The organism is Microbulbifer echini, from assembly GCF_041447225.1.
Lineage (GTDB): Bacteria > Pseudomonadota > Gammaproteobacteria > Pseudomonadales > Cellvibrionaceae > Microbulbifer > Microbulbifer echini.
The window spans coordinates 206,752-229,956 of sequence record NZ_JBGMEL010000001.1; the positions used below are offsets into that span (position 1 = coordinate 206,752).

The 23,205-nt window shown below is 54.8% G+C and carries 20 protein-coding genes and 1 pseudogene; 8 read left to right on the plus strand and 13 right to left on the minus strand.

Annotation, left to right across the window (positions count from 1 at the left end):
* Positions 1 to 218: 218 nt before the first annotated feature.
* From ACCI51_RS00840 to ACCI51_RS00850, 3 genes are all read left to right on the plus strand, one after another.
* Entirely contained in the window at positions 219 to 1,109 is an 891-nt protein-coding gene (locus tag ACCI51_RS00840; protein WP_371842258.1) for a hypothetical protein, read from the plus strand.
* Between the two features lie 757 nt (positions 1,110 to 1,866).
* Entirely contained in the window at positions 1,867 to 2,211 is a 345-nt protein-coding gene (locus ACCI51_RS00845; RefSeq protein ID WP_371842259.1) for a hypothetical protein, read from the plus strand.
* A gap of 444 nt (positions 2,212 to 2,655) precedes the next feature.
* Positions 2,656 to 3,534, plus strand: coding sequence for a hypothetical protein (locus ACCI51_RS00850; protein ID WP_371842260.1), 879 nt, complete (start codon positions 2,656 to 2,658; stop codon positions 3,532 to 3,534).
* A 54-nt stretch (positions 3,535 to 3,588) separates the two neighbouring features.
* Here the strand turns inward: ACCI51_RS00850 and greA are convergent, their stop codons facing one another.
* From greA to dapB, 7 genes and pseudogenes are all read right to left on the minus strand, one after another.
* Positions 3,589 to 4,065, minus strand: coding sequence for a transcription elongation factor GreA (gene greA, locus ACCI51_RS00855; protein WP_299579443.1), 477 nt, complete (start codon positions 4,063 to 4,065; stop codon positions 3,589 to 3,591).
* 85 nt (positions 4,066 to 4,150) lie between these two features.
* Complete coding sequence (gene carB / locus ACCI51_RS00860; RefSeq protein WP_299579446.1) at positions 4,151 to 7,378, minus strand: carbamoyl-phosphate synthase large subunit; 3,228 nt, start codon at positions 7,376 to 7,378, stop codon at positions 4,151 to 4,153.
* Between the two features lie 112 nt (positions 7,379 to 7,490).
* A complete protein-coding gene (gene carA / locus ACCI51_RS00865; RefSeq protein ID WP_371842261.1) occupies positions 7,491 to 8,639 on the minus strand; it encodes a glutamine-hydrolyzing carbamoyl-phosphate synthase small subunit in 1,149 nt (382 codons plus the stop codon).
* Between the two features lie 332 nt (positions 8,640 to 8,971).
* Complete coding sequence (locus tag ACCI51_RS00870) at positions 8,972 to 9,550, minus strand: YfiR family protein (RefSeq protein WP_371842262.1); 579 nt, start codon at positions 9,548 to 9,550, stop codon at positions 8,972 to 8,974.
* A gap of 186 nt (positions 9,551 to 9,736) precedes the next feature.
* The gene (rimK, locus tag ACCI51_RS00875) at positions 9,737 to 10,678 is read right to left on the minus strand and encodes a 30S ribosomal protein S6--L-glutamate ligase (protein WP_371842436.1); all 942 of its coding nucleotides are present in this window, start codon (positions 10,676 to 10,678) and stop codon (positions 9,737 to 9,739) included.
* A gap of 132 nt (positions 10,679 to 10,810) precedes the next feature.
* A pseudogene (locus ACCI51_RS00880) lies at positions 10,811 to 11,170 on the minus strand (ATP-dependent zinc protease family protein); the annotation flags it as partial.
* An 86-nt stretch (positions 11,171 to 11,256) separates the two neighbouring features.
* Positions 11,257 to 12,072, minus strand: a complete 816-nt coding sequence (gene dapB, locus ACCI51_RS00885) for a 4-hydroxy-tetrahydrodipicolinate reductase (RefSeq protein ID WP_371842263.1) — start codon at positions 12,070 to 12,072, stop codon at positions 11,257 to 11,259.
* A 242-nt stretch (positions 12,073 to 12,314) separates the two neighbouring features.
* Between dapB and ACCI51_RS00890 the strand changes: the two genes are divergently transcribed.
* The gene (locus ACCI51_RS00890; RefSeq protein WP_299579459.1) at positions 12,315 to 12,770 is read left to right on the plus strand and encodes a hypothetical protein; all 456 of its coding nucleotides are present in this window, start codon (positions 12,315 to 12,317) and stop codon (positions 12,768 to 12,770) included.
* 81 nt (positions 12,771 to 12,851) lie between these two features.
* Here the strand turns inward: ACCI51_RS00890 and dnaJ are convergent, their stop codons facing one another.
* The 3 genes from dnaJ to grpE all read right to left on the minus strand — a co-directional run bounded on the left by dnaJ (position 12,852) and on the right by grpE (position 16,926).
* Positions 12,852 to 13,979, minus strand: a complete 1,128-nt coding sequence (gene dnaJ, locus ACCI51_RS00895) for a molecular chaperone DnaJ (protein WP_371842264.1) — start codon at positions 13,977 to 13,979, stop codon at positions 12,852 to 12,854.
* Between the two features lie 235 nt (positions 13,980 to 14,214).
* Positions 14,215 to 16,161 carry a molecular chaperone DnaK gene (dnaK, locus tag ACCI51_RS00900; protein WP_299579465.1) on the minus strand — a complete coding sequence of 649 codons (1,947 nt, stop codon included), beginning with the start codon at positions 16,159 to 16,161 and terminating at the stop codon, positions 14,215 to 14,217.
* A gap of 123 nt (positions 16,162 to 16,284) precedes the next feature.
* Positions 16,285 to 16,926 (minus strand): nucleotide exchange factor GrpE, encoded by a 642-nt coding sequence (grpE, locus tag ACCI51_RS00905; RefSeq protein ID WP_299579468.1) that lies wholly within the window; start codon positions 16,924 to 16,926, stop codon positions 16,285 to 16,287.
* Between the two features lie 230 nt (positions 16,927 to 17,156).
* On the opposite strand from grpE, the gene recN reads away from it, so the two are divergent.
* Both recN and ACCI51_RS00915 read left to right on the plus strand, forming a co-directional pair.
* Positions 17,157 to 18,827 carry a DNA repair protein RecN gene (gene recN, locus ACCI51_RS00910; protein WP_299579471.1) on the plus strand — a complete coding sequence of 557 codons (1,671 nt, stop codon included), beginning with the start codon at positions 17,157 to 17,159 and terminating at the stop codon, positions 18,825 to 18,827.
* Positions 18,828 to 19,118: 291 nt separating this feature from the next.
* Positions 19,119 to 19,721 (plus strand): 1-acyl-sn-glycerol-3-phosphate acyltransferase, encoded by a 603-nt coding sequence (locus ACCI51_RS00915; protein WP_299579474.1) that lies wholly within the window; start codon positions 19,119 to 19,121, stop codon positions 19,719 to 19,721.
* Positions 19,722 to 19,766: 45 nt separating this feature from the next.
* Here ACCI51_RS00915 and fur read toward each other — a convergent pair whose 3' ends face one another.
* Positions 19,767 to 20,177 carry a ferric iron uptake transcriptional regulator gene (fur, locus tag ACCI51_RS00920; RefSeq protein ID WP_020414626.1) on the minus strand — a complete coding sequence of 137 codons (411 nt, stop codon included), beginning with the start codon at positions 20,175 to 20,177 and terminating at the stop codon, positions 19,767 to 19,769.
* 278 nt (positions 20,178 to 20,455) lie between these two features.
* Here fur and ACCI51_RS00925 point away from each other — a divergent pair, with 278 nt between their 5' ends.
* The gene (locus ACCI51_RS00925) at positions 20,456 to 20,800 is read left to right on the plus strand and encodes an outer membrane protein assembly factor BamE (RefSeq protein ID WP_299579477.1); all 345 of its coding nucleotides are present in this window, start codon (positions 20,456 to 20,458) and stop codon (positions 20,798 to 20,800) included.
* On the opposite strand, the gene ACCI51_RS00930 is transcribed toward ACCI51_RS00925, so the two are convergent.
* Both ACCI51_RS00930 and ACCI51_RS00935 read right to left on the minus strand, forming a co-directional pair.
* Positions 20,797 to 21,147 (minus strand): RnfH family protein, encoded by a 351-nt coding sequence (locus ACCI51_RS00930; protein ID WP_371842265.1) that lies wholly within the window; start codon positions 21,145 to 21,147, stop codon positions 20,797 to 20,799. The two genes, ACCI51_RS00925 and ACCI51_RS00930, sit on opposite strands and share 4 nt — an antisense overlap.
* On the minus strand, positions 21,144 to 21,584 hold the full coding sequence (locus ACCI51_RS00935) for a type II toxin-antitoxin system RatA family toxin (protein WP_371842266.1): 441 nt from the start codon (positions 21,582 to 21,584) through the stop codon (positions 21,144 to 21,146). Before ACCI51_RS00935 ends, ACCI51_RS00930 begins: the two co-directional genes overlap by 4 nt.
* A 194-nt stretch (positions 21,585 to 21,778) precedes the next feature.
* Here ACCI51_RS00935 and ACCI51_RS00940 point away from each other — a divergent pair, with 194 nt between their 5' ends.
* Positions 21,779 to 23,197, plus strand: coding sequence for a sodium-dependent transporter (locus tag ACCI51_RS00940; protein ID WP_299579486.1), 1,419 nt, complete (start codon positions 21,779 to 21,781; stop codon positions 23,195 to 23,197).
* Positions 23,198 to 23,205 lie beyond the last annotated feature (8 nt).

The following is a 23,205-nucleotide window of genomic DNA, read 5'->3' on the forward strand; positions in this document are numbered from 1 at the left end:
TACCTCGACCCACAGAATTCAACGAGATTAAATCAACTACGAAAACAGGAAATCAAAAGAATTAATGCCTTATTAAGGTATTCAATGTCATTACACATTTTTACGGAATAATTCAACTAAAGTTATACCTATAGACTAAAACATCCCTTCCGGGGCATGACATCAAGTTTGAGTGCTTACTGAGTCATGATGGACACAGCAGTAAACAGGAGTTAAACGTGAGGAAGATTACCATTCTGTCACTGGCAATTATGGTTTCTAGCAGCGGACTCACATACGCGGCAGGTAACACATCGACGGCTGGACAAAGTGGCAATAACAATCATGTCATAGTCGACCAAACTGACAGCAACGCTATCGACAATGATGTGGAGGTCTACCAAGATGGTAACCTCAACAATATAGAGACTACCCAAGTCAATGAGACTGACAGCTTGATTCACCAGACTCAGGTAGGGAAATTAAACGATGCTTACAGTCTCCAAATGGGCGGCATTGGTAATCGTGTTCTGATCTATCAAACAGGTATGGACAATCGCTCTAACGCTTATCAGGTTTCAATACAAAATAGTGAAGCTCATATCCGCCAGAATGGCTCAGGTAACCAAGCCGAAATTCAACAGCATCTAGGCAGCGATAATCTCTCCGTTATTGAGCAAATTGGCAGTATTCATGGCGCCCTGGTTGGCCAATATGCCAGCTTTAATTCAGAGGCGTATATATACCAAGATGGTTCTTATCATGAAGCAACCATTGGCCAGGAAGGTACAGGGCACTATGCCAGGATATCGCAAACCGGCATGCACCATTCTGCCAATATCTCTCAAGCCGACATGTACAATGAAGCCGACATCACGCAAAGTGGTGAAGGCAACCTGAGCACTATTATTCAGGTATCATGGTATAACAGCGCCTTTGTCACCCAGGATGGATTTATGAACCAAGCCATTGTTATGCAATCTGGGGGTGGCGCTATGGGTGGTGGGCATATGGTAATTGTGAATCAATCTGGCAGCATGAATACAACTAACGTCACTCAAAGTGGGTTTGCTGGCTCTGCAAATATTACCCAAACAGGACATGGGAATACGGCCATAGTACACCAGTAAATACCTTCTTCTCCTAATGACCACAGCGGCCAAAAATTAACAAAGATCTTTGGCCGCTGTGATCATACATCCTATTCACCAACCGAAGTTCTTTATCCGTGAGCTTTTTTACATATTTTATTGAAAAAAACTCTCATAAATTATCCATTTTCCTCTCATGGTGGCAGTAATTTTTTTCATCAAGAATAAATAAGTACTCCCACTCAGCAGTTGTGGAGAAAACGATGAAGGCCTCTTGGAAGCTACATTTAGCCAACGTCATATTAACCAGCTGCCCTTTCTCAGCTCAAGGTAATGACCAAACTGTTCGCCAAGTTCAAATTGGGATCGGGAACAACGCTACCGCTATTTAAAATTTTCCACTCACCCGGAGAATTCTAATTACCCAAGAACAGATTGATTTTTTTAATGATGCAACCACAAACCAAGTAGGAAAAATTAACAGCACCGTCGCACAGTATCAGACGGGCCAACAGCTTTCATCTGAAATCAGTCAAGTTTTCGGGAGTGGCAATGTGGGGCAAAGTGTGCAGATTGGTGCGAATATCAAATCAGAAATATTTCAAATTAATCAAATGCAAGGCTTCTCACTGCACACTCAAGATGGACAAAGCCACTTTGCCTTAACATTGCAACGCCTGGGTCCAATAATAGTATTCAAATTCAACAAGCCGATCGTTTAAATATTGCGACCGCTCATCAGATCATAAATTTTGGCGGCGATATTAATAGTACACAGGCCGGTATATTCAATAGCGTGAATAGTCGCCAGCAAGGGGTTTCCCACGAAGTCACTGTCGTTCAGACTGGAGGGTTCAATAAGGCTGATACGACCCAGCTAGGTAGCGGCCAATGTGCCACAGCGCTACAAACCGGTGTGGATAACCTGATCAACCTCACCCAGACGGGAAAAAACAACAGCGGTAATCTCACTCAATTGGGAGTCAGCAATGGGGCTTTTTTACTTCAGTCCGGCAGTTTTCTCACCGCGAGCGTTGGGCAGCTCGGTGGTTTTAACCATATATCCATCTCACAATTTGGTCACAATCAGGATAGCCACGTCATTCAGATTGGCATCAATAACCGTAGCCGTGTACATTAGTAGAGTTCAGGATTGAACCCGTAGTATTTCATCGGGACATAAGAGGTGACATTATTTCTGACACTGCGCGTTAATTTAGGTGCCTTACACCTGGACACAACTAGAACTTTTTTCCTGTTCAAATAGTACTTCTTTCCTATAGCCCTTAAACGAGATAGGAACAAAACTTAAAAAGGCGGAACAAACATTTGCGCTCCTTAGCAGTATCAGGGATGCCAACCAGAATGCAGCAACTTTCTCCTCTCCTGAATTTTCTCCATCGAGTCCGTCTCTTTATGCCGGCTCTTTCCCTATGTATTTACAACGCCATTGTACTTTGGCTCTATAAGGTCAGGCCCTAACGCCGTACTGCAAAATTAGGCACGGCACGCTGTTCCTTCTATCAGCACACCGGCTCAGTGCTCCAATCGTGACGCTCTTTTTTAAGCAGTAATGGAGATACTCATGAAAACTGTAACCTCAATAGCAGCCGCTATCGCTTTCGTGGTTAGCGGTAGCGCTTTAGCCGACAACAATATTACTTACCAGAATCAAAACGGCATGGGTAACTTCGGCTTTGTTGATCAAACTGGTCCCCACAACTACGACAACCTAGTAAATCAAGAGCAACATGGAGAATACAACACAGCTGTGAGCCTACAGGCCTATGAGCACCACAGTACTGTTTTGCAATACCAGGATGGTCATAGCAACTATGCAAATGCATTTCAGACTGATGGATCTGAAAACGTGGCTATGAGTGAGCAGATAGGCATGAACCACAGCTCCTTGACACTCCAGCTTGGAGAGGAGGGTAGCTTTTCCTTCCATGCACAAGAGGGTAAGGAAAATACCGCCTGGACCTACCAACAGTCTGGCAATACCAACCAAGCCACCATCTTACAAAGTAGTGACTACAGTAAGGCGACAGTAACCCAAGTCGCTAGCGATAACAGCGAAGCGATGGTTTCACAGGACGGGGAAATGAATAGCGGTGATATACACCAAACCGGTGGATTTCATCGAGCCCATATGATCCAGGGGGATGGCGGTAATAACGACGGTGACATCCGCCAACATGGGTTCGGCCATGACGCCAGAATGTATCAGGAAGGCTGGTATAACGAGGCGGATATTTCTCAGGCGGGCAGCCATCACTCTGCGACAACCAAGCAAAGTGGTCAAGGTAACGATGTTTATCTCGGACAGGTTGGCAACAAGCATCTTGCGGAAGCGACCCAAATTGGCTCCCACAACTACAGCTTGGTTTCCCAGGTTGGCCACTATGGAACCGCCAAAGTTCACCAATATGGCGACAGCAACCAAAGCTATATTTCCCAGTAAAACGACGCCACAAAAAAGGGCGGCCTCTGGCCGCCCTTTTTTTAGAAGCCCCTGTTACAGGTGCTCTACAGTTTCAATTTCATATTCCACCGCACCCGATGGGGTATGCACCACAACGATCTCCCCCACTTCCTTACCAATCAGAGCGCGGGCAATGGGGGAATTCACCGAAATTTTTTGCTTTTTCACATCGGCTTCATCGTCACCTACAATTTTGTAAGTCACTTCTACATCATCATCCAAGTGGATAATGGTTACTGTAGTACCGAAGATCACCTTGTCACTGGGCTCAATCGACTTTACGTCAATAACCAGCGAGTGGGACAGCTTCGCTTCGATCTCTTGAATTCGACCTTCAATAAAGCCCTGCTTTTCACGCGCCGCATGGTATTCGGCGTTTTCCTTCAAATCACCGTGTTCGCGAGCCTCAGCAATCGCTTCCACCACGGCTGGGCGCTCGACTTTTTTCAGATTATCCAACTCTGAACGCAGTGCTTCCGCGCCTTCTACGGTCATTGGTACCCGATTCACTATGGGACCTCCATTATTGTTACTACGCAACCGGACCCTGTGTCACCACAAGGCCCGATCCGAACTGACGAATTGTTTTAGCTGTTTAGGACAGTTTTATCACACGCTGATGCAGATCCTGCAGACGACGCACCTGCAGCGGCTCTTCCTGGCGCATCGCCATTGCCATGGCCTGTGCCGCCGCCAGGGTGGTGGTGTAGCACACCTGGTGGTTCTCGGCGCTGCGGCGGATATCCGCAGAGTCGCGAATCGCCTGGCGCCCTTCGGTGGTGTTCACCACCAGCGCAATCTCGTCATTTTTGATCATATCGACGATATGCGGGCGACCTTCACTCATCTTGTTGACGGTTGTAACGGGAATATCATTTTCTTGCAAGACCTTGGCGGTACCACGGCTGGCAATCACCTCGAAGCCCAGCTCGACCAGATCGCGGGCAACACCCACGGCATCTGCCTTATCGAAGTCACGCACAGAGATAAATGCGCGACCGGATTCCGGCAGGCGATCGCCGGCGGCAACCAGGCCCTTGTCGAAGGCTTCTGCGAAGGTCGCACCAACGCCCATTACTTCGCCAGTAGACTTCATCTCGGGGCCGAGAATCGGGTCCACTTTGGGGAACTTGTTGAAGGGGAATACAGACTCTTTGACGGAGTAGTAGTCCGGTACGATCTCTTCGGTAAAGCCCTGCGCCTGCAAGCTGATACCGGCCTGGCAACGCGCCGCCACTTTCGCCAAGGAGGAACCGATACACTTAGAGACAAACGGCACGGTGCGGGAGGCACGCGGGTTCACCTCGATCACATAGATCTCGCCGTCCTGATAGGCCAGCTGGGTGTTCATCAGACCAATTACGCCCAATTCGCGCGCCATGGCTTTTACTTCTTCGCGCATGCGGTCCTGCACGTCCGCCGGCAGGCTGTAAGGCGGCAGGGAGCAGGCGGAGTCGCCTGAATGCACGCCACACTGTTCGATATGCTGCATGATGGCGCCGATTACAACGTCTTTGCCATCGGATACCGCGTCGATGTCCACCTCGATGGCCGCGTTGAGGAAGTGGTCCAGCAGCACCGGGGCCTCATCGGAAACCTGCACCGCTTCTTTCATGTAAGTGAGCAGCTCGTCTTCCTTGTAGACGATCTCCATGGCACGGCCGCCCAATACGTAGGAGGGGCGCACGACCAGCGGGTAGCCCACATCTTTGGCTGCCTGGATGGCTTCGGACACAGAGCGCACGATGGCATTCTTCGGCTGTTTGAGGCCGAGACGCATAATCATCTGCTGAAAGCGTTCGCGATCTTCAGCGCGATCGATCTGCTCTGGAGTGGTACCGATAATCGGAACCCCTTCGTTAGCCAGGTGACGCGCCAGGTTCAGCGGCGTCTGGCCACCGAACTGTACGATGACACCTTCCGGCTTCTCTTTGGCAACAATTTCCAGCACGTCTTCCAGGGTGACCGGCTCGAAGTAGAGGCGATCGGAAGTGTCGTAATCGGTGGAAACGGTCTCCGGGTTACAGTTGACCATAATGGTCTCGTAGCCGTCTTCGCGCATCGCCAGGGCGGCGTGTACACAGCAGTAGTCGAACTCGATGCCCTGACCGATACGGTTGGGGCCACCGCCGAGCACCATGATTTTCTTGTTATCGGACGGCTCTGCCTCACACTCTTCGTCGTAAGTGGAGTACATATAAGCCGTCGAGGTACTGAATTCAGCGGCACAGGTATCCACACGCTTGAAGGACGGGAAGATACCCAGCTTATGGCGGAATTCGCGCACCGTTTTCTGGCTCACGCCCAGCAGGTCTGCCAGGCGACGGTCTGAGAAACCCTTACGCTTCAGGAAGCGCATATGCTCTGCCGTCAGCGCCGAGGTGGGCAGGGACTTGAGCGGCTCTTCGATTTTGATCAGTTCTTCGATCTGCACCAGGAACCAGGGATCGATACCGGAAAGCTCGAAGATTTCATCGATACTCATACCCATGCGGAAGGCATCGCCCACATACCAGATACGCTCGGCACCCGGTATGGAGAGCTCACTGCGCAAACGGTTCTCGGCACCGTCTTTGCTCGGATCGATCTTGCTTTCCAGGCCGAAGCTGCCCACTTCCAGACCGCGCAGCGCTTTCTGCAGGGACTCTTGGAAAGTGCGGCCGATGGCCATCACCTCGCCAACCGATTTCATCTGAGTAGTCAGGCGCGCATCCGCTTCACCGAACTTCTCAAAGGTAAAGCGCGGAATCTTGGTGACAACGTAGTCGATGGACGGCTCGAAAGACGCCGGGGTAGCGCCGCCGGTGATATCGTTCTGCAGCTCATCCAGGGTGTAGCCCACCGCCAGCTTGGCCGCGACCTTGGCAATCGGGAAGCCGGTGGCTTTCGAGGCCAGTGCGGAGGAGCGAGATACACGGGGGTTCATCTCAATCACAACCACGCGGCCAGTTTTCGGGCAGACGCCGAACTGTACGTTGGAACCGCCGGTCTCAACGCCGATCTCGCGCAATACCGCGATAGACGCGTTGCGCATCAGCTGGTATTCCTTATCGGTCAGCGTCTGCGCCGGCGCTACCGTGATGGAATCACCGGTATGCACACCCATCGGGTCAAAGTTCTCGATGGCGCACACGATAATGCAGTTGTCGTTCTTATCGCGAACCACTTCCATCTCGTACTCTTTCCAGCCGAGCAGGGATTCGTCGATCAGCAGTTCGTTGGTGGGGGAGAGATCGAGACCACGCTTACAGATCTCTTCAAACTCCGGCCAGTTGTAGGCCACACCGCCACCGGAGCCGCCCATGGTGAAAGACGGGCGGATAATGACCGGGAAACCGAACACTTCCGGTACCTTCTTCGCCTCTTCCATGGAGTGCACGATCTTGGCGCGCGGAGTCTCCAGGCCGATGGCCTTCATGGCCTTATCAAACAGGTCGCGGTCTTCCGCTTTCTCGATAGCGTCTTTGTCCGCACCGATCAGCTCGACATCGAATTTCTTCAGGACACCGTGTTTGTCCAGGTCGAGGGCGCAGTTCAGTGCTGTCTGGCCACCCATCGTGGGCAGGATGGCGTCGGGACGCTCCTGTTCGATGATCTTGGCGACAGTGCGCCACTCCACCGGCTCGATGTAGGTGGCATCGGCCATGGACGGATCGGTCATGATGGTGGCCGGGTTGGAGTTCACCAGGATGACCCGGTAGCCCTCTTCGCGCAGCGCCTTACAGGCCTGGGCGCCGGAGTAGTCAAATTCGCACGCCTGGCCGATAACGATGGGGCCGGCGCCGATAATCAGTATGCTTTGGATATCTGTGCGTTTTGGCATCTTTCTTCCGTTCTACTACCGGCCCAGGCCGGCTGCGCTTAATTTCATACGTGTCTTGTTAAAACCGCCGCAAAAGCGGCGGTTGTTCGCCCTACCCTGGGCAGCTACACCCTTAGGCGCGCTCTTTCATCAAATCGATAAAGTGGTCGAACAGCGGCGCCACATCGTGTGGGCCCGGGCTCGCTTCCGGGTGGCCCTGAAAGCTGAAGGCCGGCTTGTCTGTCAGGCGGATACCCTGCAAGGTGCCGTCGAACAGGGACTTGTGGGTAACTTCCACATTGCCCGGCAAGCTATCGGCGTCCACTTCGAAGCCGTGGTTCTGCGCAGTGATCATCACCTTGGTGCTGTTCAGGTCCTGTACCGGGTGGTTACCACCGTGGTGACCGAACTTCATCTTGGCGGTTTTGCCACCCACTGCCAGACCCAGCAGCTGGTGTCCCAAGCAGATGCCGTAGGTGGGGATACCGGCGTCGAGGATTTCGCGGATAGCGGCAATCGCGTATTCGCAGGGCTCGGGGTCGCCGGGTCCGTTGGACAGGAAGACACCGTTGGGATTCATCGCCAGTACTTCCGAGGCTGGGGTCTCCGCCGGTACCACCGTGATATCACAGCCGCGATCCACCAGCATACGCAGGATATTACGCTTCACACCAAAGTCGTAAGCCACCACTTTGAAGGGCTGCTCCGGCGCGGCTTTGTGGCCTTCACCAAGGGTCCAGGTGCCTTCGATAAAGGGGTAGGCTTCCTTGGTGCTAACCACCTTGGCCAGGTCCATGCCTTTCAGGCCGGCGAAACCCTTGGCCTTGGCCAGGGCTTCCTCGCGGTCGATATTGTCGCCAGCGACAATACAACCGCTCTGGGCGCCCTTGTCGCGCAGCAGACGAGTCAGGCGACGGGTATCGATATCCGCGATGCCGACGATATTGCGCTCGCGCAGGTAGTCCTCTAGGGACTGCTCACTGCGAAAACTACTGGCCAGCAGCGGCAGATCGCGAATCACTAGGCCGGCGGCCCAGATCTCGGCGCACTCTTCGTCTTCCTGGTTGGTACCCGTGTTGCCGATATGTGGATAAGTCAGAGTCACAATCTGGCGGGCGTAGGAGGGATCGGTAAGGATCTCCTGATAGCCGGTCATTGAGGTGTTGAACACCACCTCGCCAACAGAACTGCCGTGGGCGCCGATGGCGCGTCCTTCAAAGACGCTACCATCTGCGAGCACCAGCAGCGCGGGAGTTGTACTCTGCATAAAGTTGTGGGGCATGAAAGCCTCCGACGTAGGGACAGCTTTAGTCAAATTGAACTCCAATCTTCAGAACTGCTTCCGGGCGGGGTTTGCGGGCTTAGGAGCATACAGGCTCCTGACTGGCGCGCGCATAAAAAAGCGAGATGAAACATCGCAGCTTCATCTCGCTTTAAAAATTTTTTCACGCGCGGCTCTCACAAGTTGAGCCGATGCTTGCCACCGGCTTTTCGGTGGGCTCGCGCTGTGCGATTCAGCTTCGCGGCACCGGCCCAAATCGGGCGCAGATTCTACGCGAATTTACCCATGGACGCTAGTGCAAAAATGCAGCAAAAGCGATCCAAATCCTCTCCTCACTCCATCTTGCGGCCGAGGCGGAACAAACTGTTACCCATCTTCAACTCCGCTTTCTCCAGCATGGTTTTGTTCATGCGCAAAGCCACCTCACCATTGGTGTCGGCAAACTCGATCATCCCCCCGGTTACCGCAAAGCGCTCGGCATCGCTCACCGTAAGGACAGGAAAGAATTCCACGGTCACCAGCGTCTTCAGCAGGTTGGCGCGATCCATTGAACCGAGAACCACAATCTGGCACTTGCGCGCGCGCAGTATGTCTTTGAGATCGATCCTCTCCAGCGCCACCCGACGCCCATCGATACGCTGGTTCTTGAAACGCTCCGCCAGGGTCTCTCCCAGAGAATCGCCACCCAGCAGACACACTTTGAACGGTGCGCTGTGATTGTCGAAGGCATTGACCGGCCACTGCAGGTTGTAGGCGAAATGCACGATGTAATCCACCATCACTCGCCGCCCCAAGGGGGTGTCCGAAAGATTGACCGCAGCCAGGGCCACAGGCGCAATCAATACACTCAACAGCAGTGAAAAGAAGAGGGAAAGGCGGGGGAGCGAAAGTCTGTGGCTAGGTGTCTTCACGGTCGTATAAGCCCTGCGGTTCACACTGCCTGTACCGTAGGAGCGGCCCCGGCACAGGGTGTCTATCGGCGGATACCTACGGCACTCAAACGCTACCGAGGCTCGATAAGCGCGCCAGCGGAAAGCCCGGCCACCCCTGAAGGTTAGTCCACCGGGCCCGGCACCGCCGACGCCCCGCCATACGGCTTACTGCTTAGGCGAATCGCTTTCCGAGTCGCTGCGCGGCGCATGTACCGACGCCGCCGAACGCCACTTCAAGGCCTTTTCAATCGACATAATCATGGCGCCTGCCACATCTTTGCGGGTGGCACTCTCGATCCCCTCAAGACCAGGTGAAGAGTTCACCTCAAGCAGCAGCGGGCCCTTGCGCGAGCGGATAATATCCACCCCAGCCACCTTCAAGCCCAGCGCTTTCGCCGCCTTCACCGCAATGCGCTTTTCATCCGCGGTTACCTTAACCACCGAAGCGGTACCACCCTGGTGGATATTGGCACGAAACTCGCCCGGTGCAGCCTCCCGCTGAATCGAGGCGACTACACGCCCATCGATTACAAACAGGCGCAGATCCTTGCCCTGAGCCTCGCGAATAAATTCCTGCACCAACAGGTTCGCTTTCAGTGACTTAAAGGCATTGATCACCGACTCTCCCGCCTTGCGGGTTTCCGCCAGTACCACGCCGCGCCCCTGGGTGCCCTCAAGCAGCTTCACCACCAAAGGCGCACCGCCGACCATTTCAATCAGCTCATTGGTGTCCACCGGCGAATTGGCAAAACCCGAGGTGGGGATGTTCAAACCATTCCGCTGCAACAATTGCAGAGAAAACAGCTTGTCCCGCGATTGGCTGATCGCCGCAGAACCATTCAAGGCAAACACCTCCAGGCTCTCGAAGTGGCGAGTCAGCGCGCAACCGTAAAAAGTCTGGCTGGGACGAATTCTCGGAATAATGGCATCCAGGTTATTCAGGACACGGCCGTCGCGGTAGTGCACCTCGGGCTCATCCGCATCCAGCTTCATATAACACTGGCGCACATCCAAAAAGGTCATGCGGTGGCCGCGTTCGGCGCCCGCCTCCATGATGCGGCGATTGCTGTAAAGATCCGGATTGGAGGCCAACAAGCCGATGCGCAGTCCGGTGCCTGCGATATGGTGCTCGTCCCGATAAAATTCATCGAGCTGACTTTTTGGCATCTCGCCCAGACAAAAACCTTCGGAGGGGTCGACCATCATGCGTCCGAGCATCGCCTCGCGCCCGAGCAACATTCGGTAGCCCATGCTGTCGCGGTTGGTCAGGGTCAACTCGATATCCCAGACACTGCCGCCGATCGAGAGCGCGGTGCGAATGACCGGACGCCTCTCCGATTCCCCCGAGGAACTGCGTACCAGGCGCTTATCGAGTATGCGGGCTTCACAGCGCACGGTGGGACGGCGCTGGTGTTGCAGCGGGTGCGCCTCGAAGCTCACCCAGGGCTCACCGTCGCGTTTAAACGTCTGAATATTATATGCGTGCAGGCATGATGTTTTAGCCCCGGAATCTACCCGAGCCTTGATCGCGGGGATTCCCAAACCGGGAAAAGCACACCACTCTTCACTGCCGACAATCAGCTTTTTTTCCAAACACAAATCCTCAACATTTTTTAATTTATCGGGAGAGAGAGAACTCCCCGAATCCTTTTCCTACCCTTCAGAAAACCGTTGCTGCGGGCAAATTAATTCAGTCCCAGCACGTCGCGCATATCATAGTATCCCGGTGCCCGTGCCGAGCCCTCTTCACCCGCCAACCATAGCGCTGCTCGCACTGCCCCGCGAGCAAAAGAAAGGCGGCTGCTGGCGCGATGACTTATTTCAACCCGCTCTCCCTCGGCCAAAAACATCACCGTGTGCTCTCCGACGACATCACCGCCACGCACGGTGGCGAAGCCGATGGTGTCACGCTCGCGCGCACCCGTCTGGCCCTCGCGCCCATAAATAGCCACTTTATCCAGATCGCGCCCAAGTGTTTCCGCGACGACCTCGCCCATGCTTAGCGCGGTACCCGATGGGGCATCCACTTTATGGCGATGATGGGCCTCCACAACTTCTATATCCGCGTCTTCGCCCATTACCCGCGCAGCGGTTTCCAGCAATTTAAAGCACAGGTTTACGCCCGTGGAAAAATTACTAGCCAGGCAAAGTGGTATTTTGTCACTGTGACTGAGCACTGCAGTTTTTTGTCCGGCATCAAATCCAGTGGTACCAATCACTATGGGGCGATTCTGGGCTGCGCAGTAAGCCGCGTTTTCTACCGTGGCCTGGGGTGCACTGAAGTCGATCAGTACATCGAATTCTGATTTTTCCAAACGGTCTACAATCGCGATGCCATTGCGACCAAGGCCGGCAACCTCACCGGCATCGGCGCCCACCAGGCTGGAACCGGGGCGCACTATGGCTGCGGAGAGTTCCGCCTCTTTAGCGAGCATTAACGCCTCCGCCAGGGCCCGCCCCATACGTCCGCCAAATCCAGTGATCGCTATTTTTACTGCCATTGCAACGCTCCTGCTTTACGCCCATAAGGAGCGGAATATTACCCCGCACGGCCAGAAAGCAGCTACAAAAAGAGCCGATTAAAAGTGATCATTTTCTTCACCGGTCAATCTGACCCCCACACTTTTATGGGCACAAGAGAAATTACGAAGCACATCTTTATTACCAAGTAACCAGCACGCCTTAAAAACGGTGACAAGTACCGGTGCTAGGCTTATTTCAGTGGGGTAAATGGAGCGCCATCATGCGACTTATGATTCGATCAAACCACCTGCCGAATGTACTGGTGGTGGTAATTTCCCTGACTCTGGCTTTTGGTAGTACGCCAGTGTCCGCCCAGCAACAGGGAAGCAATGCCGATTTTTGGGAGAGATATGACGATATCAACGATTGGGTGACGCTGCGTCTGCAGCTCACTCCTGGCCAGAAGAAAGCCGTGTTGCCCATTATGCAAAAAAGCATCGCGGAAAAAAAAGCCGTGCTAGAGCACTATGGCTTTTTGAGCGGCGATAAAATTCGCCTGACACCCAAACAACGCGGCGAAATAGGCGCACAGTTAGCCGCTATCAGCGCTCAAACACTAAAAGAATTAAAGGGAATACTAAATAAACAGCAATTAAAGGAGGTGAGCAGAATTCAGCAAGAATTCCTGCAGGGACTCGCCGCGCGCCTGAGAGCCCGCTCTGCCCAAGAGGGCTGACCCGGTATCGACACCGGGCCAACATTCACTATCTCAGGTAGCCCCAGAATAGAAGCCACCTGTTGATTAGTAGCCGCTAGGTTACAGCTTCATATCGCCAAAAAAGCTCTTCACGCCCTCGAACCAACCGGTCTGGCGTGGTGCATTCTTCTTCTCACTGAGCGTATCGGCAAACGCCTGTAGCAGTTCTTTTTGCTTACTGGAAAGGCTCACCGGGGTTTCCACCACAACACGGCAAAGCAGGTCGCCAGTGGCACCACCGCGTACCGGAGTGACGCCCTTACCGCGCAAGCGGAACAGCTTGCCTGTCTGACTCTCGGCCGGGATCTTCAGCTTCACCTTGCCTTCTAGGGTTGGCACTTCCAGTTCACCGCCGAGGGCGGCGGCGGAAAAGCTGATCGGCACTTCGCAATAGAGGTTCTTGCCATCGCGCTGAAACAGGTCGTGCTCTTTTACCACCACCTGCACGTAAAGGTCTCCCGCGGGGCCGCCATCGGGGCCCGCTTCACCCTCACCAGTCAAGCGAATACGATCGCCGGTATCCACACCGGGAGGCACTTTAACCGACAGAGTCTTGGTTTCCTCTACCCGGCCGCGACCATGGCAACTGCCACAGGGGTCGGAGATGATAGAGCCGCGACCACGGCAGTTGGGGCAGGTTTGCTGAACAGAGAAGAAACCCTGCTGCATGCGTACCTGGCCCGCCCCGCCACAGGTACCACAGGTCTGCGGCGAAGAGCCGGCCTTGGCACCGGAACCGTGGCAGCTGTCACAAGAGACCAGCGTGGGTACCCGGATCTTGACGGTAGTGCCGCGCACCGCATCTTCCAGATCCAGCTCCAGGTCATAGCGCAGGTCGGAACCGCGCGCCGGGCCACCGCGACGGCCACCACCGCCGCCTCCACCGAAAATATCGCCGAACACATCGCCGAAGATATCGGAGAAGCCACCAAAACCGCCGGCTCCGCCACCGCCCATCTGGCCTTCCACACCGGCGTGACCAAACTGGTCATAAGCCGCGCGCTTCTGCGAGTCGGACAGTACCTCGTAGGCTTCGTTGGCCTCTTTGAATTTATTTTCCGCTTCCGCATCATCGGGGTTGCGGTCCGGGTGAAACTTCATGGCCACCCGGCGGTAAGCTTTCTTCAGCTCTGCATCTGAAGCGCCACGCTCGACGCCCAGGACTTCGTAATAATCGCGTTTCGACATAAAACTATGTTCTCTGGTCCGGCATCAAGAACGGCCAAACTCTCTTTCTACTTTTCAGTTCCTAACCAAACCCCGCAAATTACCATTGCGGAGCCCTGCCAAACCGCTCAAACGCAGCCATATTGGCAGGTACCTGAAACAACACAGGGCGCGGGCCTCTGAAAGTAAGGCGCCGCGCCCCTGAAGTGCTCCGGTGGCCACTGTAAAAGCTGCCACCGGAAATGCAAGCGAACGCTTACTTACCTTCTTTTTTGTCGTCCTTAACTTCTTCGAACTCCGCGTCTACCGCATCGTCGCCCGCGGAGGACTGCTGTTCACCCTGGGCACCAGCACCGGCAGCCTCTTCGGCACCAGCGGCCTGGGCCTGCTCGGCGTACATTTTCTGTGCAACCGGGCCAGAAGCTTCGGTCAGCTTGGTGGTCGCCGCTTCCATGGCCGCCTTGTCGTTGCCTTTGACCGCCTCTTCCGCTTCGGTGATTGCCGCTTCAATCGCGGATTTCTCGTCAGCGGTGGCCTTGTCGCCAGCTTCTTCCAGAGTCTTCTTGGTGGCAGAGATCAGACCGTCGAGGGTATTGCGAGTCTGCACCAGCTCCTCGAACTGCTTGTCCGCTTCGGCATTGGCCTCAGCGTCCTGCACCATCTTATCGATCTCGTCCTCGGACAGACCGGAAGAGGCCTTGATCACGATGGACTGCTCTTTGCCTGTCGCCTTATCTTTCGCGTGTACGTGCAGGATGCCGTTGGCATCGATATCGAAGGTCACTTCGATCTGCGGAACACCGCGGGGGGATGGCGGAATGTCGGCCAGGTCAAAACGACCCAGAGATTTATTCTGGGAAGCCTGTTTGCGCTCGCCCTGCACCACGTGAATGGTGACCGCAGTCTGGTTGTCATCCGCAGTGGAGAACACCTGGGACTTCTTGGTGGGAATCGTGGTGTTCTTGTCGATCAGCGGAGTCGCAACACCACCCATGGTTTCGATACCCAGGGTCAGCGGGGTTACGTCCAGCAGCAGTACGTCTTTTACATCACCAGACAGCACGGCGCCCTGAATGGCAGCGCCCATGGCAACGGCTTCGTCCGGGTTTACGTCTTTGCGCGGCTCTTTACCGAAGAATTCGGTCACTTTTTGCTGAACCAGTGGCATACGGGTCTGACCACCCACCAGGATCACTTCGTCTACGCCAGAGGCGGACAGATCGGCGTCCTGCAGGGCAATTTTTACCGGCTCCAGGGAGCGGGCGACCAGTTCTTCCACCAGGCTTTCCAGCTTGGCGCGTGTCAGCTTAACAACCAAGTGCTTGGGACCGGTGGCATCGGCGGTGATATACGGCAGGTTCACTTCGGTCTGCTGGCTGGAGGACAGCTCGATCTTGGCTTTTTCTGCCGCTTCCTTCAGACGCTGCATGGCCAGGGGATCGCCTTTCAGATCAATACCCTGATCTTTCTTGAATTCCTCTGCGAGGTATTCGATCAGACGCATGTCAAAGTCTTCACCACCGAGGAAGGTGTCACCGTTGGTGGACAGTACTTCGAATTGCTTCTCGCCATCGACGTCGGCGATTTCGATGATGGAGATATCGAAGGTACCACCACCCAGGTCGTATACCGCTACGGTGCGATCGCCACCCTGCTTGTCGAGGCCATAGGCCAGAGCGGCGGCAGTGGGCTCATTGATAATGCGCTTCACATCCAGACCCGCGATACGGCCGGCGTCTTTGGTCGCCTGACGCTGGGAGTCGTTAAAGTAAGCCGGTACGGTAATTACCGCAGCATCGACTTTCTCACCGAGAAAATCTTCCGCGGTCTTTTTCATTTTCTTCAGGACTTCAGCGGATACCTGCGGCGGCGCTTTTTTATCGCCCTTCACTTCTACCCAGGCATCACCGTTGTCAGCTTCAGTAATGGTATAAGGCACCATTTTGATATCTTTCTGAACAACGTCATCCTTGAATTTACGGCCAATCAGGCGTTTTACCGCAAACAGAGTATTCTGGGGATTGGTCACCGCCTGACGCTTGGCGGACTGGCCCACCAGGATTTCGTTGTCGTCAGTGAAGGCAACAATAGAAGGTGTAGTACGATCGCCTTCGGCGTTCTCGATTACACGCGCTTTGTCACCATCCAGGACCGCCACACAACTGTTGGTGGTACCCAGGTCGATGCCGATAATTTTTCCCATCTGTAAAATCCTCATTTGGTGCGCGCGGCCAGCTCTTCTCTGTTTACTGCGCGCGAATAATTCCTGATGTCAGCTATATTGGTGCCGGCCGATGAAATTCAAGGCCGCTTTGCACACCTGCCGTTACGGCGCTTTGCTGACCACCACCATGGCCGGACGCACCAGGCGACCGTTAAGGCGATACCCTTTTTGAAACACTTCCATCACCGTATTCGGTTCCACCTCCCCACTGGGCACCTGGGTCATAGCCTGGTGTAGCTCGGGGTCGAAGGGCTCACCGGCCGGATCGACAATTTCCACGGAATTTTTCGTCAGAGTATCGACGAAAGATTTGTGGGTTAGCTCGATACCTTCCACCAATGCTTTGTTGCCTTCATCTGCGGGATCGATGGTGGCGAGGGCGCGCTCCAGGTTGTCTACAACCGGCAACAAATCCTGCAGCAGTTTCTCTACCGCAAACTTGCGCGCGCGCTCCACATCCTGCTGCGCACGGCGACGGGCGTTTTGCTCCTCGGCCTGGGCACGCAGGGCGATATCCTTCTGCACCGTCAACTGCTCCTGCAGTTTGATGATTTCATCGTGCAGGGTATCGGCACTCTCCGCCTCTTCGTGCAGGGCTTCTTCAGCCTGCTCGCGCTCGGCTGCGGAGGGATCTTCAATCTCCGCGGAAACCGCCTCGTCCGTCGCTGTCAGGTGTTCATCAGCCAGTGATTCCGGCTGCACCCCCTCTTTGATCTGATCTTCTTCGCTGCGCTCTCTGGCCACTGCTTTCTCCGTCGCGTCGACTCTGTCAGTAATGAGTTGGGCCCGCCCCGCGGGCTCTGGGGCTATATGGGGCCATCTCCGCACAGTTCAAGTGGTTTTTAGCGTCCGCGCATTCCGGCAGGGTAATGTGGCCCCGGCCCTATAGCTAACCGGGAACAGATACTGTATAAATAACCACTACCAAAGGCCGAGGTGCCTGTCGACAAAACAAGGACATAAAAGCGATAACTATGTTGCTGCATCTGTCTATCAGCCAATTCACCCTGGTGGACCAACTGGAGTTGGAGTTCGGCCCCGGAACTAGCACCCTCACCGGCGAAACCGGCGCGGGCAAGTCCATCACCCTCGATGCACTGGGGCTCGCTTTGGGCGGCCGCGGCAGCGCCGAACTGGTGCGCGCTGGCGCCCAACGCGCCGATATCAGTGCCACTTTCGATATCTCCGATCACCCCAGCGCCACCGCATGGCTTGAATCTCAGGAATTAGATATCGGCCAGGAAGTCATTCTTCGCCGCACTATCGGCTCTGATGGGCGCTCGCGCGCTTACATCAACGGCCAGCCGGTGACCCTACTGCAGCTGCGCGCCCTGGGCGAACAGCTGATCGATATCCACAGCCAGCACGAACACCAATCGCTGCTGAAAAAGGAAACCCACCGCCGCCTATTGGACGAGTTCGCCCAGGCTCAGGATCTGGCCGCCGAGACCCGCAGCCGCTTTAAAACCTGGCAGGACCAGTACCGCCGCTACCGCACGTTGGCCAGCAGTGCCGAAGAGGCCGAGGCGCGCCGCCACCTGCTGCAGTACCAGCTGCGTGAGCTGGAACAGCTGGAGATGAGCGAGGGAGAGATTGAAACGCTGGAGAGCGAGCAGCGCCAGCTGGCCAATGCCGGAGATATCCTCAGTGGCAGCTACCAGCTGGCCGCCCTGCTATCCGGCGGAGAGGGGGATATCGCCGAGCAGCTGCACCGGGCACTGCAACTGCTTTCCGCCATGCCAGAACAAGCACCCGCATTGGTGGAAGTGACGCAAATGCTCGACAGCGCGCGCATCCAGATCGATGAAGCCGCCAGTAGCCTGTCGCGTCATATTGACCGCTTCGAGATGGACCCGGAGCGCCTGTCCGAAGTGGAAGACCGCCTCAGCGCCATCTACCAGGCCGCGCGCAAGCACCGTGTAAAGCCCTCTGAGTTACCCGCTTTGCAGCGGCAGTTGCAGGAGGAACTCGACGACATCGGCACGGAAGATGCCTTAGAACGCCTCGCCAGCACCTGCACAAAACTGGAACAGCAATTCCGCACTACCGCCGGCAAACTGAGCCAGCTCAGGCTGCGGGCCGCAGAATCCTTAGCCGAGGCGGTCAACCAACAATTGGGGGATTTGGCTATGCCCCATGCCAGGGTGGCGCTGGCCCTGCAGGCGCTGGATAAACCCTGCAGTCACGGTCTGGAAGAAGCCGAAATTCTAATTTCAACCAACCCCGGCCAACCGCCGCGCCCGCTGGGCAAAATTGCCTCCGGTGGTGAGCTGTCGCGGGTGAGCCTCGCCATCCAGGTCGTGACGGCACAGACCTCCCGCACCCCCACCCTGGTATTCGATGAGGTGGATGTGGGAATTGGCGGCGCCACCGGCGATGTCGTCGGCCGTTTACTGCGCCAACTGGGCGAGACCCGCAACGGCCGCTGCGGCCAGGTCATCTGTGTCACCCACCTGGCACAAGTGGCCGCCCGCGCTCACCGGCAATATCTGGTGGAAAAGCACAGCGACGGGGAGCAAGCATGGGTCGCCTTACGCGAGCTAAAAAACGGCGAGCGACGCGAGGAGATCGCACGCATGCTCGGCGGGCAACCCAGCCCTCAATCCCTGGCCCATGCGGAAGAGATGCTCGGCAGAGTACCCTGAGCTCCTCTTATAACCTTGGGCGCTTCCTCTTTTCAGAGACGCCCCCAAGTACACTCTTATCCACAAGTCTTAACTGACCAATAGGACACTCGCACGCCTCCTCTGGGGGTGGTGTGCAATCTTATCCCGCAGATCAATAAATAACCGCCAGCAATCGGGCAAAATAGCCGTCCTGCCGGTGATATATACCGTTTTAGGACGAATAGACCAAATATGACTGGGTGTGGCGGCTGAAGTCACCATATACTGGGCCGCTTGTTTAACTTTGTTTGAGTAGTATCGGCCGAGTTTATGCAGAGAACGATTTTTAATACCCCGGTTGTCACGCCGCTACTGCGCCAGGTAGCCAAGCTGTTGTTGAAGTTGCACGGGTGGCGCGCCAAAGGTGACCAACAGTCACTGAAGCTGAAGAAATACGTATTAATAGGGGCCCCTCACACCACGAACTGGGACGGCTATTACTTTATTCTCGCCGCGCTCAAGCTAAAGATGACGCCGCAGTGGATGGGCAAAGACAAGCTGTTCAAGTTTCCCCTCGGCGGCCCCATGCGCTGGTTTGGTGGGATCGCTGTAGACCGCGGCAAGTCCAACAACCTGGTAGACGCCACTGTTCGCCAGTTTAAGTTGCGCAAAGAACTGGTTATCGCTATTCCGCCTGAAGGGACCCGCGCTATGGCTGAGCGCTGGAAATCCGGTTTCTACCATATCGCGCGCAGTGCCAAAGTGCCGCTGGTATTGGGCTCCATCAACTTTTCTAAAAAAGAGGTGGTTATCGGCCCTATCGCTCAACTGAGTGAGAACCTGGAAGCGGAATTAAATAAGCTGAGGGAGTTCTACGCGGATAAAATCGGCAAGTTCCCAGAACTCTATACGCCGCCCTGCCAGCCTCGATAGAAAGCCGTTATGGAATGGGTGCGGCGGACGCCGCACCCGAATGGACTACTTCTCTTTCGCCTTCACATACAACACCAAGCTGTGGCCGGTGAGCTCATAACCGTGCTCCTCGGCAATTTGGCGCTGCAATTCCTCGATTTCCTCGTTGTGAAACTCAATCACCTTGCCGGTATCGGTGCATACCATGTGATCGTGGTGATCGCCGCGATCCAGCTCGAATACAGAGTGGCCGCCGTCGAAGTTGTGACGCACAACCAGGCCCGCGCTCTCAAACTGGGTGAGTACCCGGTAGACCGTAGCCAGACCAACATCCTCCCCCGCTTCCAGCAGTAGCTTATAGACATCTTCAGCACTCAGATGTTGTTCACTGGTGCTTTCAAGCAACTGCAGAATCTTAACCCGCGGCAGGGTGACCTTCAGACCGGCCTTGCGCAATTCCTGGTTTTCGTTCGACATGAATAGATATTTCCCGACAGGATTTTATGAATTGTCTTTACTTGTATCAGCCCGCTAGAGAGGTCTATACCCAAATGAGACCACAGGTTCCCGCCTGTCAGCGAGCCGACTCTTCGGGTATTATCCCATGCCCTACGGAGTCAGCGGAACCCCGGGCGCCCCGACTGGGGCAAATCGCGGAGGTGAGGGAACTTTCTTCTTGCGCAGGGGCCTACTTCGGTTAGCCGTAAAATATCGGTGCGAGAGGTACCGTATGAAAGAACATAATGGAGCAATGAATGCCGCCTAGCCTGAAATTTATCGCCATCGCCAGCCTGTGCGCCCTCCTTGGTGCCTGCACACTGGTTAAGTTTCCCGGTGTGCACCGCATTGAGGTACAGCAGGGCAATATCATTACCCAGGAAATGATCGACCAGCTGAAGCCCGGTATGACCCGCCGTCAGGTGCAGTTTGTTTTGGGTACGCCGCTGCTGGAAGATACCTATAACCCCAACCGCTGGGACTATATCAACCGCGTGCGCAACAAAAAGGGCAAGATCACTCAGAAACGCTTCAGCGTTTACTTTGATGAAGATTCCCTGGTATCCACCAGCGGCGACTGGCAACCGGCAAACTGGCCCTAAACTGAGGAATCCTCGGCACCTTTCTTCTCCGCCAGGCGTTTGGCTTTCTCGGCGCGCTGTTTGCGCGCCTCTTTCGGATCGGCAATCAGCGGGCGGTACACCTCTACCCGGTCGCCAGGCTGCAACGCATAGCTCTCCGCCGGTGGTAAACCCTTACTACCCAATACCTGGCCAAAAATCCCCAGCTTGGCACTATCTGGGTCTACTTCTGGATATTCTTCGGGAATACCGGAGCGTATCAAGGCCTCCCGCGCAGTGGTGCCCTCTTTTACCAGTAGTCGCATGAGCCGCTGTTCGTGCGGTAGCGCATACACTACCTCCACCGAGATCGTTTTCTCTTCCGTCATTGGGGCTTCCCGTATATTTCCTCTGCGCGCGCGCACATCACCGCCACCATCTGATTGGCCAGATCACTGAAGATCTTACCGGCCGCAGCGGCGATTAAACGACTTTTCATGGAGAACGCCAGAGAGAAGGTCACCTTGCAGGCGCTCTCCGCAAGAGGGGTGAACATCCAGTGTCCAGTAAAATTCTCGAAAGGCCCATCCACCAAAGTCAGCGTCATACTGGTCGGACGCATCAGTTGATTGCGCGTGGTAAAACTCTGGCGAATACCCGCGCGCGATAAATCCAGACGTGCCTCCAGGATTTGCTCGTCGCGGTGCAGAATCTCGGCTCCGCGACAGCCGGGTAAAAATTGCGGATAACTGGCCACATCATTGACCAGATCAAACATTTGTTCCGCGCTGTACATCACCAGCGCGCTGCGCTCTATTTCAGTCATTCCTGTTGTCTAATCCAGTCCGCTAGGCAAAATCGCCTGGTATTGTCGTTCGGCCGCTAATTTTGCCAGTCGGCGCTACTCAAGCAAGACAATTCCTGTAACAATCGCATTTTTTGCCCACGGGACAAACCCGGCCCCGTTGGAATAACAAAAATGACAAGCTGTATCTGATAAAAAATAATAGCGAGAGTACTATGACCGCAGTGAGAGAGCATTTTGGGTCGAGGCTGGGCTTTATCCTAGCCGCAGCTGGTTCCGCAGTTGGAATAGGCAATCTTGTGGCATTCCCGGTAGCGGCCACCAAGAGCGGAGGCGGTGCTTTTTTACTGGTCTATGCGCTCTTCGTTTTCCTGATCTGCCTTCCTGTGATGATGGCCGAGTTGGCGCTGGGGCGCCGCTCCGATAAAGACCCGGTTGGCGCCTACCGTCAACTCTCTAATGGCTCACACCTGTGGCGTATCCCCGGCTGGCTGGCTTTGATCACACCATTTATGATCGCAGTATTTTATTTGGTGGTCACCGTGTGGGTACTAGGGTACTTCATAGAAACGGTCACCGGTAACCTCAACCTGCTCGCCACGCAAGATTTCTTTATCCACTTTATTAACACGCCCAAGGTATTTATTTACCTGGTGGCGCTGATGCTAATTATCAACGCTATTCTCTCCATGGGTGTCAAGGATGGTATTGAGCGCGCAGCAAAAACCCTAATGCCCATGTTGTTTGTCATGCTGCTTGGGCTGGTGATTTTTGTCCTGACTCTGGACAACGCGCTCCTCGGGGTTAAGTACTACCTGATACCAGACTTCAGCAAAATCGACGGTACGATAATCAGTAAGGCAATGGCCCAGGCCTTTTTCTCGCTATCCCTGGGCATGGGTATCATGATCACCTACGGCTCCTATATGAAGAAGCGGGATTCCATCCCAGGCTCCTCGCGTGCCGTGGCCATCACCGATACGCTGGTGGCCTTCACCGCAGGCCTGCTGATACTGCCGAGTATTTTCCACTTTAACCCGCAGATTGATCCCTCCGAGCTGAGCGAATCCTCCGCCGGCATGATCTTCCTGTTCCTGCCGAAGATCTTCCTCGCCCTGCAGGACAGCATCGGTTATATGGGGGCAAGTGCAGTCGCCGCCATCTTCTTCTTCCTGGTACTGGTCGCAGCCATTACCTCGCTGGTATCCATTATCGAAGTGCCTATCGCCACCCTGCGCGACGAGCGCAATATGACGCGTAAAAAAGCCATTTACGTGGTTGCCGGAGTACAGTTTGTACTGGCCATCGCTTGCGCCGTTTCCTTTGGCATGGTCAACTGGTTCACTGAATTTGTTCAGTTGGCCGGCGTCAATAAGTCCTTCTTCGATTTGGTAGAGATCATTTTCTACGACACCATTCTGCCGTTGAACGGCCTGCTGGTGTGCCTGTTTGTGATCTACAAGTGGAAAAAAGCCAACTTTGACAAAGAGCTACAGGAAGGCGATGCCGCCTTTGCCGGCTCTTTCTCACAAAAATACGTGAACTTCTCCCTGGGCACTTTTATCCCGTTGATACTGCTATTGATCTTTATCAACACCGTGGCCCTGAAGTTTTTTGGACACAGTTTTATCTAGTCATCAGA

Bases quoted from the DNA above. Each gene is read 5' to 3' on its own strand.
- dnaJ (WP_371842264.1), bottom strand. From the start codon at position 13,979: ATGTCGAAACGCGATTATTACGAAGTCCTGGGCGTCGAGCGTGGCGCT.
- dapB (WP_371842263.1), bottom strand. From the start codon at position 12,072: ATGGCAGTAAAAATAGCGATCACTGGATTTGGCGGACGTATGGGGCGG.
- ACCI51_RS00915 (WP_299579474.1), top strand. From the start codon at position 19,119: ATGCAGAGAACGATTTTTAATACCCCGGTTGTCACGCCGCTACTGCGC.
- ACCI51_RS00930 (WP_371842265.1), bottom strand. From the start codon at position 21,147: ATGACGGAAGAGAAAACGATCTCGGTGGAGGTAGTGTATGCGCTACCG.
- carB (WP_299579446.1), bottom strand. From the start codon at position 7,378: ATGCCAAAACGCACAGATATCCAAAGCATACTGATTATCGGCGCCGGC.
- dnaK (WP_299579465.1), bottom strand. From the start codon at position 16,161: ATGGGAAAAATTATCGGCATCGACCTGGGTACCACCAACAGTTGTGTG.
- ACCI51_RS00850 (WP_371842260.1), top strand. From the start codon at position 2,656: ATGAAAACTGTAACCTCAATAGCAGCCGCTATCGCTTTCGTGGTTAGC.
- carA (WP_371842261.1), bottom strand. From the start codon at position 8,639: ATGCCCCACAACTTTATGCAGAGTACAACTCCCGCGCTGCTGGTGCTC.
- recN (WP_299579471.1), top strand. From the start codon at position 17,157: ATGTTGCTGCATCTGTCTATCAGCCAATTCACCCTGGTGGACCAACTG.
- fur (WP_020414626.1), bottom strand. From the start codon at position 20,177: ATGTCGAACGAAAACCAGGAATTGCGCAAGGCCGGTCTGAAGGTCACC.
- ACCI51_RS00935 (WP_371842266.1), bottom strand. From the start codon at position 21,584: ATGACTGAAATAGAGCGCAGCGCGCTGGTGATGTACAGCGCGGAACAA.
- ACCI51_RS00890 (WP_299579459.1), top strand. From the start codon at position 12,315: ATGCGACTTATGATTCGATCAAACCACCTGCCGAATGTACTGGTGGTG.
- ACCI51_RS00925 (WP_299579477.1), top strand. From the start codon at position 20,456: ATGCCGCCTAGCCTGAAATTTATCGCCATCGCCAGCCTGTGCGCCCTC.
- ACCI51_RS00940 (WP_299579486.1), top strand. From the start codon at position 21,779: ATGACCGCAGTGAGAGAGCATTTTGGGTCGAGGCTGGGCTTTATCCTA.